We start from the raw sequence: 15,514 nt of genomic DNA on the forward strand, positions 1-15,514 counted from the left end.
GAAATAAATACATATCTCACCTCTACCAAGAGAGAGTGGGGTGGAGCAATTAACTCCACCCCACCGGTTAGTTATTATTCTAACTTAAGGATTTTCTGACAGTATGATTGATTTGAACCGGTATTCTCAATCCGCAGGAAGTATACACCCGGCGCAACCTTTCTACCATATTCATCTCTGCCATTCCAGATGATTCTTTCAGATGGATTGTTGTATTGCTTTATCAACCTTCCAGTGACATCGTAGATTTTTATTGCAAGGCTGAAGCCTTGCCCTACATCTGATATCGTGTATCTAATATTCAATTTGTCTCTGAAGGGATTAGGAAAGATTGCAAGACCGGGATTGTTCAGCGTATGGGATTCCTGTGCCATTGGACCACCACCTTCACCTTCTTCATATTCATAGCGATAGATATAGATTGGTCCAGCAGTCGCAAAAGAGCCCGAGATTCTATCAAATACCACATCAATGGTGCCATCCTGATAAAATGCTGTCGGCACCCAGAATTCCAATGTTTCGGGCTTGAATGGATTGTATTTGATTTGATGCTTTGGACCATTATCAATCTTTACCCATTCACGCCATTGACCTGATAATTGGTGATAGGCAACGACCTTGATTTTATAGCGATAACCGGGCTCAAGCGGGAATCGGTAGGTGATTTTCTGAGAACCTATATCAACAGGAATTTGCCAGTCGGAATAGAAAGTATCACGCTGCACGAGGTAGGAAGAAGGAACCTCATTACCGTTAACTGAAGTGAGATAGGCAGGCAATTCAGGTGGGATATATGATAGTTTCTTAAATCGGATTTCATAAGGTGAGGCAGCACCATCCTGCCAGGCTGTGTAGAGATAGAACAGTGAACCAGTGATTCTTGCTACTGATTGTGGGAAGAGGGAACTTACAGTTGTCTGACTGATATTAAAGGGGTCATCTTCAGGATGGACTTTGTAATAGATTTCGGGTCCATTGATTGGTGGATATGGACTATCCTGAAAGACTGTGAATAGACCCGAGGCATTAACAGGATAACGGGATGGGGTATTTGGTGTTCGGCTGAGGTTGTCCCAATATGGAAAATTAGGGTCAGATAGGCGTCGCTGTCCTTTCCACACATCTTCTGGCGCACTTGGTGTCTGTTTATGTTCCCAGACCACATAGACCATATCACCATAGCACTCAACAAAGGGATGGGCGGATTGATGCCCTTCTGGATCAAATACATCACCCCAGTTTTGCCAGGGTTGTCCGATATTTTTTGTTGCATAGCAGACCGTGTCCTGACGCAGCCAGACCGCATGGAGGGAATTGTCAAGACTTGAACGGGCAATGGAAGGAGAGAGCCGAATCGGTGGATACATTCCACCGGTGCCGACATCTATCGGATGATATTCTCCATTCTCAGGATTAGTTATCGGGAATGAATAATCATCTACTGTATGGGCAACTCCATTCATTTGAACCCTTCCGGTGCGAGTAATAAGGATGTGAACTTCATCGGGATTTCCCGGAACAACAGCGATTGATGGTGGAGAGTTCAAGAATGGGTCATAAGGACCGACGGGATTAGAAGGGTGATAAATCTCGCCCCATTGACCGGGTGCAATCTGACGCCGATACCATAAACCACCGATTTCATCGGTCCAGGTGACTGAAGGTAGATTATCTGAACTCAATGTAATTGCCGGGAACTTGCCTTTGCCAATGGCAAGGGGTGTAGTCCAACTGGTTCCACCATCAGAAGAATACTGATAAATGACCGAATCCATTCTTGTATAAACCAGATGTAATTTTTCAGTATTCGGCTCACGGACTAAATGGCGATTGCCATTATAAGCAAGAGATAATGGGTCATTGGTATCATTGAGCATATGTCCAAGTTTAACAAGGTAGACATCAGCCCAGGGCGGCCCCGGAGAAAATGTTGTACCAGCGATTATATACTCATTTTCTTTAATAATATCAACTCCATATCCGTAGTCATTATGACCAATCCCATGATCAATTATTTTCTGCCATTCAACATCCCCGGTTCTATTTAGTTTGACGACATAAATATCCTGATATCCAATGGTCCCCATTGCCTTACCTACAGCAATATAGCCACCATCAGAAGTCTGTTTAACAGCATATCCATGGGCTCCAGAATATTGTGGGGGACGTAATAATTTGGACCATTGGAAATTCCCTGATGCATCAGTCTTAATTAAGTACATATGATCAAAAGCATATGTTCCGCAGATAAGATATCCTCTATCAGGCTGAGCGTTGATAACATATCTACCTTCATCCCAATCCGGGCCGCCAAACTTCTTTTCCCATATTAGAGTTCCATCTTCAAGGGTTTTGATAAGCCAAATGTCGGGGCTACTATTTTGCGAGTTGTACACCCTTCCAGTAATAATCAAGCCGTAGCGCCCAGATTCATAGTCATAGAATTGTTGAACACAATAACCACAGTCAAATTGACTAGTTGGGCCGTATGACCAGATTATTGTATCATTTCCCAGCGCATCTGTTATTACAAGGAGAAGTTGACCCTGGTCAGGACCCAGCTGACATCCAACAATTGCAAATCCATTACAAATTTCGGTGACAAACTCACCCCATTCACTATGCCCGTAATCTTTCAATTTGAACCACAAATCAGTGCCGTCATTTTTTATCTTTTTAAGATAGATATCTGAACCTAAGATAGATATCTGAACCCTTGTTTGGATTATATTCGTCATATGCCCCTGTTAGAATATAATTACCATCCGCAGTCTGTCGCACACAATGGACAGCATCATCATATTGTGTCCCAAAAATTTTATGCCACTGGATATTTCCGAAAGCGTCGGTTTTAATTAAATATGCGTTTCTATTCTCTGGACTTGAATATGTATAACCTCCAATGATGAATCCGCCATCGTTGGTAGTCGTTATTGAATAACCCTCGTCAGCAAGATTACCACCATATGTCTTTTGCCACACCAAATTTGGCTCCTGGGCAAAAGCGGTTGCCAAGAAAAGCATTATACATAAACTAATTCTAATTGAATATTTCATTTTTTCCTCCATTTTATTCAGCCCTGAGGCTGAAACAACATAGAATCACGCGGATGATGGCACAAATCTCCGCGGATTTTGCAGAGTAAACTCTGCCACTACATTTCAAACATTTGTAGTGGTCGAGCTTGCTCGACCTCCAATTTATGGAAAAGACCGTACGCAGGCTGAAGCCTGCGGCTACCAGAAATTTTTATCGGCACTATATTTTTCTGCTCCGGTGCCACCAGGCTCCTCGCAAGGCTAAAGCCTTGCCCTACAGTTCCTTTATCCTCTCCCTTCAAGGGAGAGGAAAGGAGAAGATGAAGCAATCTCAAACAAATCTTATAAACTCCGCATAGAAGAAGCCGAAAGAATTTTTATTAAAATCGGCAATAAGAAAATGCCGATAATTATTCTCTGGTGTAAGATAAGATAAGATAAGACATACTCACTCCTATAAAATATTATAACTTTCCCTGCCAAAGAGTCAAGACCCAATTTGAATAGCTGGTCATTCATAGATAGTCCCTTTACTTTATCCTATTGCAAATTTCGTGCCCGAAAATTGTTTTGAAATTTCATTGAGTTTTTATTGCCCGTGTTCCAAAAAGTGTGCAAATTTTGCACACTTTTTGAAGGTATTTGCAAATATGCAAAAATACGCTATTTTTTTCAGACATTCAAGTGTGTAAATTTTGCACACAATTTTTGGTTGCACACTTTTCTTAACACGAAACTGAATTCCCTATTCCAATAAACTCAAACCCGAAGGTTGCGGTTACGTCCCATGGGAAAGAATATATGCAGGCTGAAGCCTGCGGCTACCAGAAATTTTTATCGGCACTATATTTATCATGCTCCAGTAGTCATGGGTGAGAGTAAGGCTGAAGTTTTGTCCTACATCATAACCATTTTTAACATATAGAACATACCTTCAGATTTGCATTATTGTTTTTACTCTGCTTAAAAAATCCGAAAGCATGTTTGTTGGATTTCGTGTGAGAGAGATATTTAAATTTCTGTATTCCAAGATTGGATAACTTTTGTGCGTATGGCAGTTCGACCCAAAATACCTTTTAAAACAAGAAAAAGGCGCTTAATGATTATTTCTACAATTCGCTCCGACCTTCAAATGCCCGGAGGATGGTGGTGGCATCTGCGAGTCCTAAATCACTCCCTGTCGGTAATCCTCGGGCAATTCGGGTGACCTTGATATTTAAAGGTTTCAATAATTTCGCAATATAAATTGCGGTGACATCGCCTTCGGTTGTAGGATTGGTGGCAATTATCACTTCATTAATTTTTTGATTTTTTATCCTGGCTATGAGACTACTGATTCTCAAATCTTCGGGTCCAATACTATCTATCGGCGATATCACGCCATGGAGGATATGGTATAGACCCTTGTATTCGCCCATCTTTTCGATGACCATCACATCCGAGGGTTGTTCTACAACACAGATGATTTCTTTGTTACGATTGGGTGCCGAACAGATTTCGCAGGGATCGGTTTCACCCAGATTGTGACAGATGGAGCACTCCTTCAGTTCCAGTCTTGCTCGCAATATCGCATCCGTTAATTCTTTTACCCGTGATACTTCCATTTTCTGTAGAAAAAAAGCCAGACGCTGGGCAGATTTTTTGCCGATACCAGGCAACCACTGGAGCTTTTCAATCAATTCATCCATCAAACCCATACTCCATTTTAGCCAGAAATTTACCAAAGTCAACCGGTAATCTTGACAAACTGGTGTTTTTAATCTATAATCAATCGTGTTTTTATGCCTGATTTTGCTAATTGGGAAGTCAGCAACCGGAGATTCCGGCACGGTTGATACTGTCACCTCCGAAATACCTACAATAATAGATTTTTCTGCAACCAATGGGTTAGAAAGTTTGCTTACCTTAAGACAGGTTATCAAACCTGTTATTTCTTTAGCCGGTTATCATGATATTCTTTCTTTGACTCCCTTCCTTTTGGAATCCCGAAGTTTGTATGCTGCGATAAAAAGCCTTGCCCCTCTTTCTTTTTTAATAAATAATCATCCGCTTGAGGATTACTTTTTGCAAGGTTGTTTCACTCTGACTGCTGTGCCCTTCAACTTTTTTGAGGCGGTTTCATACACCAAAAATATTGAAGGAAAAAGTGGAGCGATTACTTTTGCACCCAAGGTCAACCGTTTTGAAAAACCTTACTCCTATTTATACTTCACCATGTTCGGCACAAATACTATCTATAATGTGGATTTTGCCCGTGCTTTTACCGATTTTAGCGGCATCTATTTGAGTGGTTTGTATTCACACCAATACCAGAATTATGATAAAACCTACCTGAGAACCAATGGTGGGTATGCGAATCTTTATTTTAACCGATTTATTCCCCTGCGCTTGGATTTCTTTCTGACTGCCAACGGCGGTGATACAATTGCTAAGGCGGTGCTGAATGATGTAGCACTTACCTTAGGCAGTTCCTCATATAAACTCCAGTTATTCAGAAATGCCTTCAAATTGGATAATGCGGTTGATGAGAATAATTTTGTAACCTATGCGTTCAACCAGAAGGTTTTATTGAGCAGAAAAAATTTTGGACATGATTTAACAATGAGCATGCGCACCAGTCAATTTCAGACTTTGAATTGTCAGCCATTCAAACATGAGGTCGTGGAGTTCAATCATGATGCTGCCTTTAAAATCTATCATTTTGTAATCGGACCGCGGTATGGAATTAGTTATAATGCCCGCCATATAGTTTTTAATGCCGGTTTCCGACTGAGATATGATTTTGCTAGTTGGCTGGGATTGATGACCCAAATTTTATACTATCCGCGCCCGCCCGATTATGTGGCTCATTACGGGAATGCGCGTTTTATTCTGAAGCCGGTAAAAATCATCGGCAATATCAGACTAAGGGATGAACGGATATTCCATAAAGAATTTAGCCTGGTGTCCGGTAGTTCCAGGTTGACCTTCTTTCATACCCACACCGAAAATCCATTAATATACCAGAGAGAAGGAAAAGATGAATATTATGTAATCAATGGGAGCGGGAATAATTGTGCGGGAATTGAAGGGTTCTTTGATGTACCGCTGGGGAGGTTTTTCTCCCTGACCACTTCATACCAATATATTTTCATCAACGATATTCCTTCCGGATTTCCGGAGCGGGTAACCAAATTCGCCTTAAACTGGCAGAAAACCAGTCCCCGTTCTGTGCTCAAGGCTTTTGGTCGATTATCTTTTGTGGACAAAAGATACGACCTTTCCGGACATTCTTATCAACCTTTTTTCACCTTCTCCTCGGGACTGGCACTAAAATTTTTAACTTTACATTTCGGTATTCTCTTTGATAATCTGCTTTACACCCAGCCTGAAGACTTTTCGGAGATTAGGCGGGATATCGGTCTGGAAATAAAATGGGAATTTTGGGATTGAGATGTTTATCTTGCGGGTTGATGACCGTTTGATTCATGGCCAGGTGGTAGCAGGGTGGGCAAGGCCGTTAGGTATAGAAGAATTGATCGTCGCTTCTGATACACTCAGCCAGGATGAGTGGACACGCAATGTTTTTCGCCTCGCAATTCCTGAAAGCATCAGTTTCCATTGCTGTAGCATTCAAGATTGTGTTAAATATCTCCAGAATGGATTGGATAAAAAAAGGCGGATGCTGGTGGTGGAGAAGGTAAAAGATGCTTATAATCTCATAAAAAATGGATTAAAAGTAGAGGAGATTTACATCGGTGGTCTGGGATATCGGGAAGGTGCCCGTTCCATTGCACCTTATATCTATCTTACTCCCGAAGACATTGAGTTCATCGTCAAAATCCATGAACTGGGGATTAAGATAATTGGGAAACAATTACCCAATTCCCAGCCGATTGATGTGGTTAAAAAATTAACTGGAGTGTAAATGGTCCGACTCGCTTTTTATATCCATAACCACCAACCGGTGGGTAATTTTGACCATGTCTTTCAACACGCCTACGAGCATTCTTATTTACCATTGATAAAAACCCTGCTGCGATATCCAAATGTTAAATTCGGCATCCATAATTCCGGTCCACTGTGTGACTGGTTATTGAAAAATCATCCAGAATATTTTGATCATCTGAAAATGGCAATAGAAAATGGGCAAGCCGAAATTTTGGCATCGGCATATAGCGAACCAATCCTTTCTTTGATACCTCCGAATGATGTTGTGGAGCAGATAAAATATTTCAAAGATTATCTCTATAAACTACTGGGTGTTGAAGCTACCGGTCTCTGGCTTACGGAACGGGTGTGGGAACCGGGGTTGATACCATTGCTGGCGGAAGCAGGTATCGAGTATACACTACTTGATGATACCCATTTTCTATATGCTGGTTTAAGCGCGGATGAGCTGAAGTCATATTTTCTCACTGAGGATAATGGGAAGATCTTAAAGATATTTCCCATCTCAATGAAACTCCGTTATTTGATTCCCTTCCATCCGGTTGAGGAAGTGCGTAACTATTTGTTAGAGATTAGCAATCTGGAACCTGGAGCTATAAAGGTTCTTGGCGATGATGGTGAGAAATTTGGTGTCTGGCCCGGAACATATAATTGGGTTTATAGAGAAGGCTGGCTGGAGCGATTTCTGGAATTTTTAAGTACAAATGAGTTTATAAAGACGGTCCATCTGCGGGATATTATAAAAAAGGAACCTCCTGCAGGTCGCATATATATCCCCACCGCTTCTTATGAAGAGATGGGGGAATGGGTGTTGCCTCTGGAGGCGGGACGGAATTATCTGGAGTTAAAAAGGAATGTAGAGAGCAAATATTACCATCTGATCCATGGAGGATACTTTAAAAATTTCCTGAGTCGCTATCCCGAGGCAAATTTGATGCATAAAAGGATGCTTTATGTCTCTAAGAATCTCCAACCGGATATTTCAGCGAAATTGAGTCTCTGGCGTGGACAATGTTCTTGTGCTTACTGGCATGGAATCTTTGGTGGTCTTTATTTGCCCCATTTAAGAGAGGCAGTATACCGGAATCTCATTGAAGCCGAACTCCATAGTATCAAAACTGGGATTGAAAAATTTGATTTTGATATTGATGGTCGGGATGAACTGGTGATAAGTACTCCGAATCTTTTCTGTGTGATGAGACTCAATACCGGCAGTTTCATTGAGATAGATGTGCGCGACCGGAGGCAAAATATATTAAATTATCTTGCCCGGAGGGTGGAAAAATACCACGATTTAATACCCCAGTCTTCCAGTGGAGAAGAAGAAGTGAGGTCAATCCATGAAGTCATCCGCACCAAGGGCAAAGATTTAGATAAGTATCTCATCTATGACAAATACGAAAGGGGATTTGGATTTGAACATCTCCTTGCTTCGCTACCACAAAAAGATGATTTTTATCAACAGAGAATCATGGGCAAGATAATCGAATACCAGTTACTGGATTATAAACCGTTTGAATTTATTTTCAAAAATAAAGAACTCAACTTTAAAAAGAAGATAGTGATCGACCCAGCCAGCTCGATGCTGGAGTTTACCTATGAGGGGCATATCGGAAATATCGGGTTGGAATTTTCTCTGGGTATCTTCAATCCCGGTTTAAAGATAAATGGTCAGGCGAGTTTATACCAACTCCAGGAGCTTGATGACCTTAATTATTTCCAAATTGAAGGCACAGAATTTAAGCCGATCAAATTTAGCGCTTCCGAAAAATTTAAACTCCTGAGCTATCCGATAGAAACTATTTCTTCAAGTGAAAGTGGTTTTGAAAAGATATTTCAGGGATTTGCGCTTCTATTAATCTTTTATCGTAACCCTTCGATAAGGATTGAACTATGAATATAATCCCTTTGAGCTTTCTGGGTTCTTTGATTTTGCTCGATAAATATGCGGTTGGTGAATTCGGTTTTTCACAGCCGATCATTGCCGGAACTATCATCGGCGCGTTATATGGGGATGTAAAGTCTGGGATCTTAATCGGGGCATTATTTCAACTGATCTTTCTCGCCAATCTGCCCATTGGTAAGGATGTCCCTCCCGATGCCCAGGCCGCGGGAATTGCCGGCAGTGGGGCATATTTCATTATGAAAAAAACGACCCAAAGTGAGCCGAATTTGATGGTGATATTTCTGCTGGGCATTCTTGTTGCAGTTTTAGGAAACCTGCTGGATACATTGGTGCGCCGAGTGAATGAGCAGTTCTTTTATCAATTTTTGAGAGATGAGAAACGTTTATATTTTTGTCATTTTCTGGGTTTAGGCACTTCCTTTTTGCGGGGAGTGGTGCTTTTCTTACCGATATTCTGGATTGTGAGCTTCCTGCCCCTTACGGTCCTAAAGGCGGATTTCAACCGGGAATTTCTGTTGATTATAATTGTGGCGTTAGGACTGGCAAACGGAATTTATCTCTACCTTAAAAAAGAATCTTTTTATTTTCTCGTTTTAGGCATTTTATGCACCTTGGCTTTTTTCGTCTTATAAAACTGTTTTTCCTGAGCCTATTTTTGCAGACTTCCTGGTCTTTCTATTCAATGCAATCGTTGGGATTTTTTGTTACACTATTTAGTAGCCTTGACGAAGAAAAAAAGAAATTATTGCTTCAGAACCGCCGGCTGTTTTTTAATACCCATCCCTACATGGCAGGGTTTATCATCGGTGCAGTATTACGTGCCCTGGAAAACGATGGTGATGGAGAAGATATAAAAAAACATATTACCGTTAGTCAGTCGGCATTTGCTGCCTACGGAGATATGTTTTTCTGGCAGACGCTCCGACCCGGACTATCAATTCTGGGTGTAATAATCGGTTTGAAATACGGGATTTGGGGTCCGATTCTCTTTCTCGGTATCTATAATATAATTCATCTGTTCTTTCGCTTTTACGGATTTATTGCGGGTTATCAGAAAGGTTGGGATGTAGTATTTATGTTGAAAGCGAGGGCATTTTCGATTTTACAGCGGGCTTACGAAGCCTTAGGGGCGTTTCTCATCGGTTTATTACCGGTGGTATTACCGAGAAATTATCACACCCTCTGCATCATCCCGGTTGGAGGTATTTTTTTGATACTCTTGTGGAAAAAGGTGGCACCCATTTTAATCTTGACTTTTGTCTTTATTTTGATAATAATTAACCTGATTCTGCTATGATCAAGGAGACGATAACTATTTTAAATGAAAATGGGTTGCATGCATTGCCGGCCTCGCGGTTTGTAAAACTGGCGGAGAAGTTTAAGAGCAAAGTTGAATTAATCAAAGATGGGGTTAAGGTCAACGGCAAATCCATAATGGGCATTTTGACCCTTGCCTGTGAGAAAGGGGCGAAGGTGACCCTTATCTGTTCAGGTGATGATGAAAAAGAGGCATTTAATGCCCTGCGGGCGATACTTGAGGGACAAGACTGATGCCTAAAGAAAGAATCTTCCATGGTGTTCCTGCATCAAAGGGTGTGGCGATTGGTAGGGCATATATATACGAGATAAAAAAAGCCCAGATATTTCAAACTCCGATCCTTTCAGTATATTTAAAAGAAGAAGTAGCACGGTTTGAACAGGCGGTTTTAAAAACGAAGGAAGAGTTGAAAAGGATAAAAGAACAGATCAACAAAGAGATTGGGGAGGACTTCGGCCAGTTTCTTGATGCACAGATTATGATGCTGGAGGATGAAACAATCCTTGAGGCGGTTAAGAAACGGATATTCGATGAAAAGAAAAATGCTGAATTTATCTATCATGAAGTGATTAGTGAATATGCACGAAAACTGGGCGAAAGTAAAAATTCTTATTTCAAAGAAAGAGTTGCAGATATTTATGATGTTGCTGAACGGGTGCTGAAAAATCTCTTAGGCATGTCCCATACCTCCGTAATTGAAGCTCCACCGGGTTCGGTGCTTGTGGCACACGATATACCACCCTCCGAGGCAACACTTATCAATCGGAAAAATGTGGTGGGTATTGCTATGGAGATCGGGGGGAGAACCTCCCATACTGCGATCACGGCCCGGGCATTAGAGATTCCTGCGATTCTCGGTATTGGTGAATTCGTGGATAAGGTTCAAAATGGTGATGAAATCATCGTGGATGGAGAACGGGGAATTGTTATTATCCATCCCAGTTCCAGCCGTGTCAGTTTTTATGTAGAGCAAAAGAAGAAAGCCCTTCAGATCGAGCGTGCTTTGTTGCCGGTATGTGAATTGCCTCCGGAGACGCGTGACGGGAAGCATATCGATATTTCAGCAAACATTGAATTTTTTGCCGAAGTGGAACACGCCTTGAAATATGGCGCAATCGGCATCGGATTGTTCCGTACGGAATTTTTATATCTGGCGCGCCGGGGCAGTCCTTCTGAGGAAGAACAGTATAGGGTTTATAATGCTTTGGCAAAAAGGATTAAACCCCATCCGGTGATAATTAGAACCTATGACTTGGGGGGCGATAAGATATTTTCGGATTACCATGAGGCAAATCCATTTTTAGGCTGGCGGGCCATAAGGGTCTGCCTCCAAGAACCTGAGTTTTTTAAGACCCAAATTCGCGCAATTTTGCGAGCCTCGGTCAACAAAAACATCAAGATTATGTTTCCAATGGTTGCAACATACGAAGAGATAAAGCGAATAAAATTGATTTTTAATGAGGTGCGACAAGAATTAAAGGTGAAAAAGATTGAATTTGATGAGAGCATCCAGTTGGGGATTATGGTCGAGACGCCATCGGCTGCATTGATGAGCCATTATCTAGCCCATGAGGTAGATTTTTTCAGCATCGGTTCTAATGATTTGACTCAGTATACATTAGCGGTGGACCGAGGGAATGAACGGGTGAGCCAGTTATTTGATCATTTTCATCCCGCGGTATTGCGTTTGATAAAAGAGACGATTGATGCGGGTCATAAGGCAAACATTTGGGTAGGAATTTGCGGAGAACTTGCGGGTGACCCCGTAGCGATTCCACTTTTGGTAGGAATGGGAGTGGACGAACTTTCTATGAGCCCTTCGGCAATACCCCGGGCGAAACTGATTTTGAGGACCCTCACCATACCTCAATGTCAGGAGATTGCGCAGGAGGCTTTTAATTTTCGAACTGCCCTGGAGGTAAAAAGATTTTTAAACCGGATGGTGCGGAGGAAGTTCCCGGGTATCGAGGAGTTGATAAGATGAATGATATGTACCGGATAATCTATACTTTACCTGATCAGATCGTGGAAGCGATAAGTATTTTCCAGTGCGCCTGGAGTGATATCACACCTCCAGTTAATTTGGGACAAAATTGTCGTCGAATATTGATATGTGGCATGGGCGGCTCTGGAATCAGTGGAGATCTTTTATCCGTTCTTTATCCAGACCTGGAGATTCTGGTTAACAAGGATTATCAAATTCCTGAATATATCGATGATAAGAGTATCGCCATCCTCATCAGTTATTCCGGTAATACCGAAGAGACTCTTTATAACTATAAAATCTTGAAAAAGCGAGGTATTCCGATGGTGCTCATTTCCTCCAATGGCAAACTCTTAAAAAATAAAGCACTGCTGAAGATAAAAATTCCTCCAGGTTTCCCTCCCCGCGGTGCCTTAGGGTATCTTTTTACACCGCTTCCCCTTTTTTTATACCGGATTGGTTTGATTGAGAAAAATCCTATCTTTGCCCTTTCCCGGCTCTCAATTTTTTTAAAGAAGCACGCGCCGTTTTTAGATAAGAAGGGAAGGGATTTAGCCGTAAAGATTTTTAAAAAATTTCCCATCATCTATGCTGATTCTCCTGCTTTTTTTGTTGTTGCCCGAAGGTGGCAGTGTCAGTTAAATGAAAACGCAAAAATCCTGTCCCACATCAATACCATCCCTGAGATGAATCATAATGAAATTGTTGGTTTGGGAAGACCATGGTGCAAAGATGTAATAGTTTTCTTCCTCAATGATCCAAACGCCTTTTTACGTAATCGAATAAGAGTAAAGATAATCAAAGAGATTATCTCCCGGGAAATCAAAGGGCTAAAATATTATGATATCACTCCTGAAGGCCGAAATTTATTGGAGCAGATATTCTGGGCGATTATGCTCGGTGATTTTTTAAGCTATCATCTCGCAAGACTGATTAAAATCGATCCCTTGCCGGTAGCAAGAATTGATTATTTAAAAAAGCGATTATCCCTTCTTTAATGTAAATTCGTATTGCCGGACCACCCAGACCCGGACGAATCTATCTCTTTGTTTCGCCGGAGTGAATCTGGAATTCTTAGCAGCGGTTACGGCTGCTTCATCGAGCATACCGTTGCCACTTGATTTGAGAATCACCACTTCTATAACCTTGCCATCGATATCCACAAGCATTTTGACTACGGTTTTCCCTTCAATGCCCGCTTTGATTGCCAGGGGAGGATAAATAGGTGCGGGCATCTCCAAGGGTTGTGGTTTTATTTCAACTTTATAGTATGGCATTATTTCAATCTCCGGACCAGCCGGGCTTGCTGGAATGAAATTTTCTACTAATTCAGAGGATGTTATCGTGGTCATACCATTTTCATTTCCCACGGCTGGGATTGCAACAGGTGGAGGTTGGGGGCGAGTTTCGTTATCGATAACCTCTACTTCTTTATCAATGACCATTGTTATTTCGTTAATCAATCCCACCATTTCTTGTTTCCGTTTGTAGGGTTCAGGTTCGGCATAAGGGAGGGCGAGAAAAAGAACGATCAATATCCCGATAGCAATGAGAAAACTAGTTCTCAGGTAAATTCCATACATCTTTTTATGGTCGCGCATTTTTACCTCCTTGCACTATAATATACCATCTTTAATCAATTTTTATTCCCTTATAAATGGGAGTGCTCTGTCAGGCAGTTCCGATCCTTTCTTTGAAAAACAGTCAATAGCTAAATTTAATTGTGCCTACCTTATACCCTTGACTTTTAAATTCATAATATTATAATTTTCCCGGAGGCTTTATGAAATTAATATGCTCTTTTTTCACCTTGTTGGTGATATTATCTGCTCAGACGATGGTGGTGCGGGTCTATGGGAAATGGTCGGATCTTGCCCGGATATCACCCAAGTACCATCTGGATATCGCCACCGGAAGAGCGAATGAGTGGTATGATATTGTGGTGGATCGTAATACAATGGACCGAATCATTGCTTCTGGTCTTCCTTATGAGGTTCAGGTTTACAGTTTAGAGTTAGAAAAGGAGAAGGTGCGGGGGCAGTATTATTCTTATGATCAGTATGTTCAGATGATGCGGCAGTTGGCGCAGACTTATCCTTCGATCTGTAAGTTTGATTCTTTGCCGGTTCGGACTTATGAGGGGCGTTGGATATATGGTTTAAAGATTTCTGATAATCCTGCTTATGAGGATCCGACCGAGCCGGGGTTTTTGGTTGATGGTTGTCATCATGCGCGGGAGTGGGCTACGCCTTATGTGGTTTACAAGTTTTGTGATTCGATTTTGAAGGTTTACAGTACCAACAATGAGATTCGGCAGATTGTGGATAACATTGAGATTTATGCTTTTCCGGTGATCAATGTTGATGGTTATGTTTATGATTATCCGGCGCAGCGGTCATGGCGTAAGGATCGGGAGCCGTTTGGTGGTGCGATAGGGACAGACCCGAATCGGAATTACGGAGGTTGTTGTGATGATATTGCGGGTGACTGGGGAGCAGTTGATGAGAACCAGGCGACCCATTATCCGTCCCAGGAGACATTCTGTGGAGCATATGCTTTTTCAGGCGATGAAATAAGGGCATTGACGATGTATGTTCGTTCCAAAGTCATAAATGCTTATATGTCGTATCACAGTTATAGTGAATTACTGATGTGGGGATGGGGCTGGACGACCAATGACATTCCTGATGGAGCAGTATGTGCAAGGTTTGGAAATCGTATGGCAGGGATGATAAATAAGCTGAGTGGTGGTACGTACACTCCTGGACAGATTCCCGAAATACTCTACGCCGTCAGCGGTGGGAGTATTGATTGGGTATATTCTTGGTGTCACTGGGTTGGTGGGATTGCAAATCTTTCTTATACTACTGAGATAGGAACAGCATTTTATCAATCGACTTCTGATCTTGATAATATTTTCCAGCAAAATTTTAAGGCATTGAAATATCTTGCCCAGTTGTGCCGCGATTCAATACCACCATTGATTGAGGGTAAAGTGGCACCGCCCGTGATTTATCCAATCGGAAATGTTTCGCAGAATTTTACAATTAAATGGCATCCGGTCAATCCAACGGAAAACCATCCCACTCAGTGGGAACTGGTAGAGCTTTCCAATCCCAGTGTGATTGAAGATAATCTGGAATCGGGTACCGGACGCTGGGTTTTGCAGGGGTTTACCCTTTCTACTGCCCAGCATCATTCTGGTTCATATAGCCTATTTTCAGGGAATACCAACAATATGAATAGTGCAGCCCGGACATTGCATCCTTATTTGGTTCAGCCTGGTGATTCGTTGACCTTCTGGTGTTATTATAACTTGGAGAGCAATTATGATGTG

At 41.8% G+C, this 15,514-nt stretch carries 13 protein-coding genes; 9 read left to right on the forward strand and 4 right to left on the reverse strand.

Annotated features, from left to right (window positions below; translation table 11 throughout):
• Positions 1-74: 74 nt before the first annotated feature.
• The 3 genes from ABIL39_10795 to recR all read right to left on the reverse strand — a co-directional run bounded on the left by ABIL39_10795 (position 75) and on the right by recR (position 4,736).
• Complete coding sequence (locus ABIL39_10795; protein ID MEO0166610.1) at positions 75-2,738, reverse strand: T9SS type A sorting domain-containing protein; 2,664 nt, start codon at positions 2,736-2,738, stop codon at positions 75-77.
• Complete coding sequence (locus ABIL39_10800; protein ID MEO0166611.1) at positions 2,677-3,057, reverse strand: hypothetical protein; 381 nt, start codon at positions 3,055-3,057, stop codon at positions 2,677-2,679. The genes ABIL39_10795 and ABIL39_10800 overlap by 62 nt, the downstream gene beginning before the upstream one ends.
• Before the next feature lie 1,091 nt (positions 3,058-4,148).
• Positions 4,149-4,736: a recombination mediator RecR gene (recR, locus tag ABIL39_10805; GenBank protein ID MEO0166612.1), complete on the reverse strand. Its 588-nt coding sequence runs from the start codon at positions 4,734-4,736 to the stop codon at positions 4,149-4,151.
• A gap of 76 nt (positions 4,737-4,812) precedes the next feature.
• Between recR and ABIL39_10810 the strand changes: the two genes are divergently transcribed.
• The 8 genes from ABIL39_10810 to ABIL39_10845 are packed head-to-tail and all read left to right on the forward strand — an operon-like array spanning position 4,813 to position 13,175.
• On the forward strand, positions 4,813-6,471 hold the full coding sequence (locus tag ABIL39_10810; protein MEO0166613.1) for a hypothetical protein: 1,659 nt from the start codon (positions 4,813-4,815) through the stop codon (positions 6,469-6,471).
• 1 nt (position 6,472) lies between these two features.
• The gene (locus tag ABIL39_10815) at positions 6,473-6,946 is read left to right on the forward strand and encodes a PTS sugar transporter subunit IIB (GenBank protein MEO0166614.1); all 474 of its coding nucleotides are present in this window, start codon (positions 6,473-6,475) and stop codon (positions 6,944-6,946) included.
• On the forward strand, positions 6,947-8,866 hold the full coding sequence (locus ABIL39_10820) for an alpha-amylase/4-alpha-glucanotransferase domain-containing protein (GenBank protein MEO0166615.1): 1,920 nt from the start codon (positions 6,947-6,949) through the stop codon (positions 8,864-8,866).
• A complete protein-coding gene (locus tag ABIL39_10825) occupies positions 8,863-9,507 on the forward strand; it encodes a PTS sugar transporter subunit IIC (protein ID MEO0166616.1) in 645 nt (214 codons plus the stop codon). Before ABIL39_10820 ends, ABIL39_10825 begins: the two co-directional genes overlap by 4 nt.
• A gap of 23 nt (positions 9,508-9,530) precedes the next feature.
• Positions 9,531-10,172 (forward strand): PTS system mannose/fructose/sorbose family transporter subunit IID, encoded by a 642-nt coding sequence (locus ABIL39_10830; GenBank protein MEO0166617.1) that lies wholly within the window; start codon positions 9,531-9,533, stop codon positions 10,170-10,172.
• A complete protein-coding gene (locus tag ABIL39_10835) occupies positions 10,169-10,426 on the forward strand; it encodes an HPr family phosphocarrier protein (GenBank protein ID MEO0166618.1) in 258 nt (85 codons plus the stop codon). The genes ABIL39_10830 and ABIL39_10835 overlap by 4 nt, the downstream gene beginning before the upstream one ends.
• Positions 10,426-12,177, forward strand: a complete 1,752-nt coding sequence (gene ptsP / locus ABIL39_10840) for a phosphoenolpyruvate--protein phosphotransferase (GenBank protein MEO0166619.1) — start codon at positions 10,426-10,428, stop codon at positions 12,175-12,177. Before ABIL39_10835 ends, ptsP begins: the two co-directional genes overlap by 1 nt.
• Positions 12,174-13,175 (forward strand): bifunctional phosphoglucose/phosphomannose isomerase, encoded by a 1,002-nt coding sequence (locus ABIL39_10845; GenBank protein MEO0166620.1) that lies wholly within the window; start codon positions 12,174-12,176, stop codon positions 13,173-13,175. Before ptsP ends, ABIL39_10845 begins: the two co-directional genes overlap by 4 nt.
• Here ABIL39_10845 and ABIL39_10850 read toward each other — a convergent pair.
• Entirely contained in the window at positions 13,161-13,778 is a 618-nt protein-coding gene (locus ABIL39_10850; GenBank protein ID MEO0166621.1) for an energy transducer TonB, read from the reverse strand. The two genes, ABIL39_10845 and ABIL39_10850, sit on opposite strands and share 15 nt — an antisense overlap.
• A gap of 182 nt (positions 13,779-13,960) precedes the next feature.
• Between ABIL39_10850 and ABIL39_10855 the strand changes: the two genes are divergently transcribed.
• A partial coding sequence (locus tag ABIL39_10855) for a M14 family metallopeptidase (protein ID MEO0166622.1) occupies positions 13,961-15,514 on the forward strand: 1,554 nt, incomplete at its 3' end.

It is taken from the genome of candidate division WOR-3 bacterium (assembly GCA_039802205.1).
Classification (GTDB): Bacteria; Hydrothermota; Tepidihabitantia; order SM23-42; family JAOAFX01; genus JAOAFX01.

What these genes read in the sequence shown, in the direction of transcription:
- ABIL39_10795 (MEO0166610.1), bottom strand. Translation starts at nt 2,738, where the DNA reads ATGACGAATATAATCCAAACAAGGGTTCAGATATCTATCTTAGGTTCA.
- ABIL39_10800 (MEO0166611.1), bottom strand. Translation starts at nt 3,057, where the DNA reads ATGAAATATTCAATTAGAATTAGTTTATGTATAATGCTTTTCTTGGCA.
- recR (MEO0166612.1), bottom strand. Translation starts at nt 4,736, where the DNA reads ATGGGTTTGATGGATGAATTGATTGAAAAGCTCCAGTGGTTGCCTGGT.
- ABIL39_10815 (MEO0166614.1), top strand. Translation starts at nt 6,473, where the DNA reads ATGTTTATCTTGCGGGTTGATGACCGTTTGATTCATGGCCAGGTGGTA.
- ABIL39_10820 (MEO0166615.1), top strand. Translation starts at nt 6,947, where the DNA reads ATGGTCCGACTCGCTTTTTATATCCATAACCACCAACCGGTGGGTAAT.
- ABIL39_10825 (MEO0166616.1), top strand. Translation starts at nt 8,863, where the DNA reads ATGAATATAATCCCTTTGAGCTTTCTGGGTTCTTTGATTTTGCTCGAT.
- ABIL39_10835 (MEO0166618.1), top strand. Translation starts at nt 10,169, where the DNA reads ATGATCAAGGAGACGATAACTATTTTAAATGAAAATGGGTTGCATGCA.
- ptsP (MEO0166619.1), top strand. Translation starts at nt 10,426, where the DNA reads ATGCCTAAAGAAAGAATCTTCCATGGTGTTCCTGCATCAAAGGGTGTG.
- ABIL39_10845 (MEO0166620.1), top strand. Translation starts at nt 12,174, where the DNA reads ATGAATGATATGTACCGGATAATCTATACTTTACCTGATCAGATCGTG.
- ABIL39_10850 (MEO0166621.1), bottom strand. Translation starts at nt 13,778, where the DNA reads ATGCGCGACCATAAAAAGATGTATGGAATTTACCTGAGAACTAGTTTT.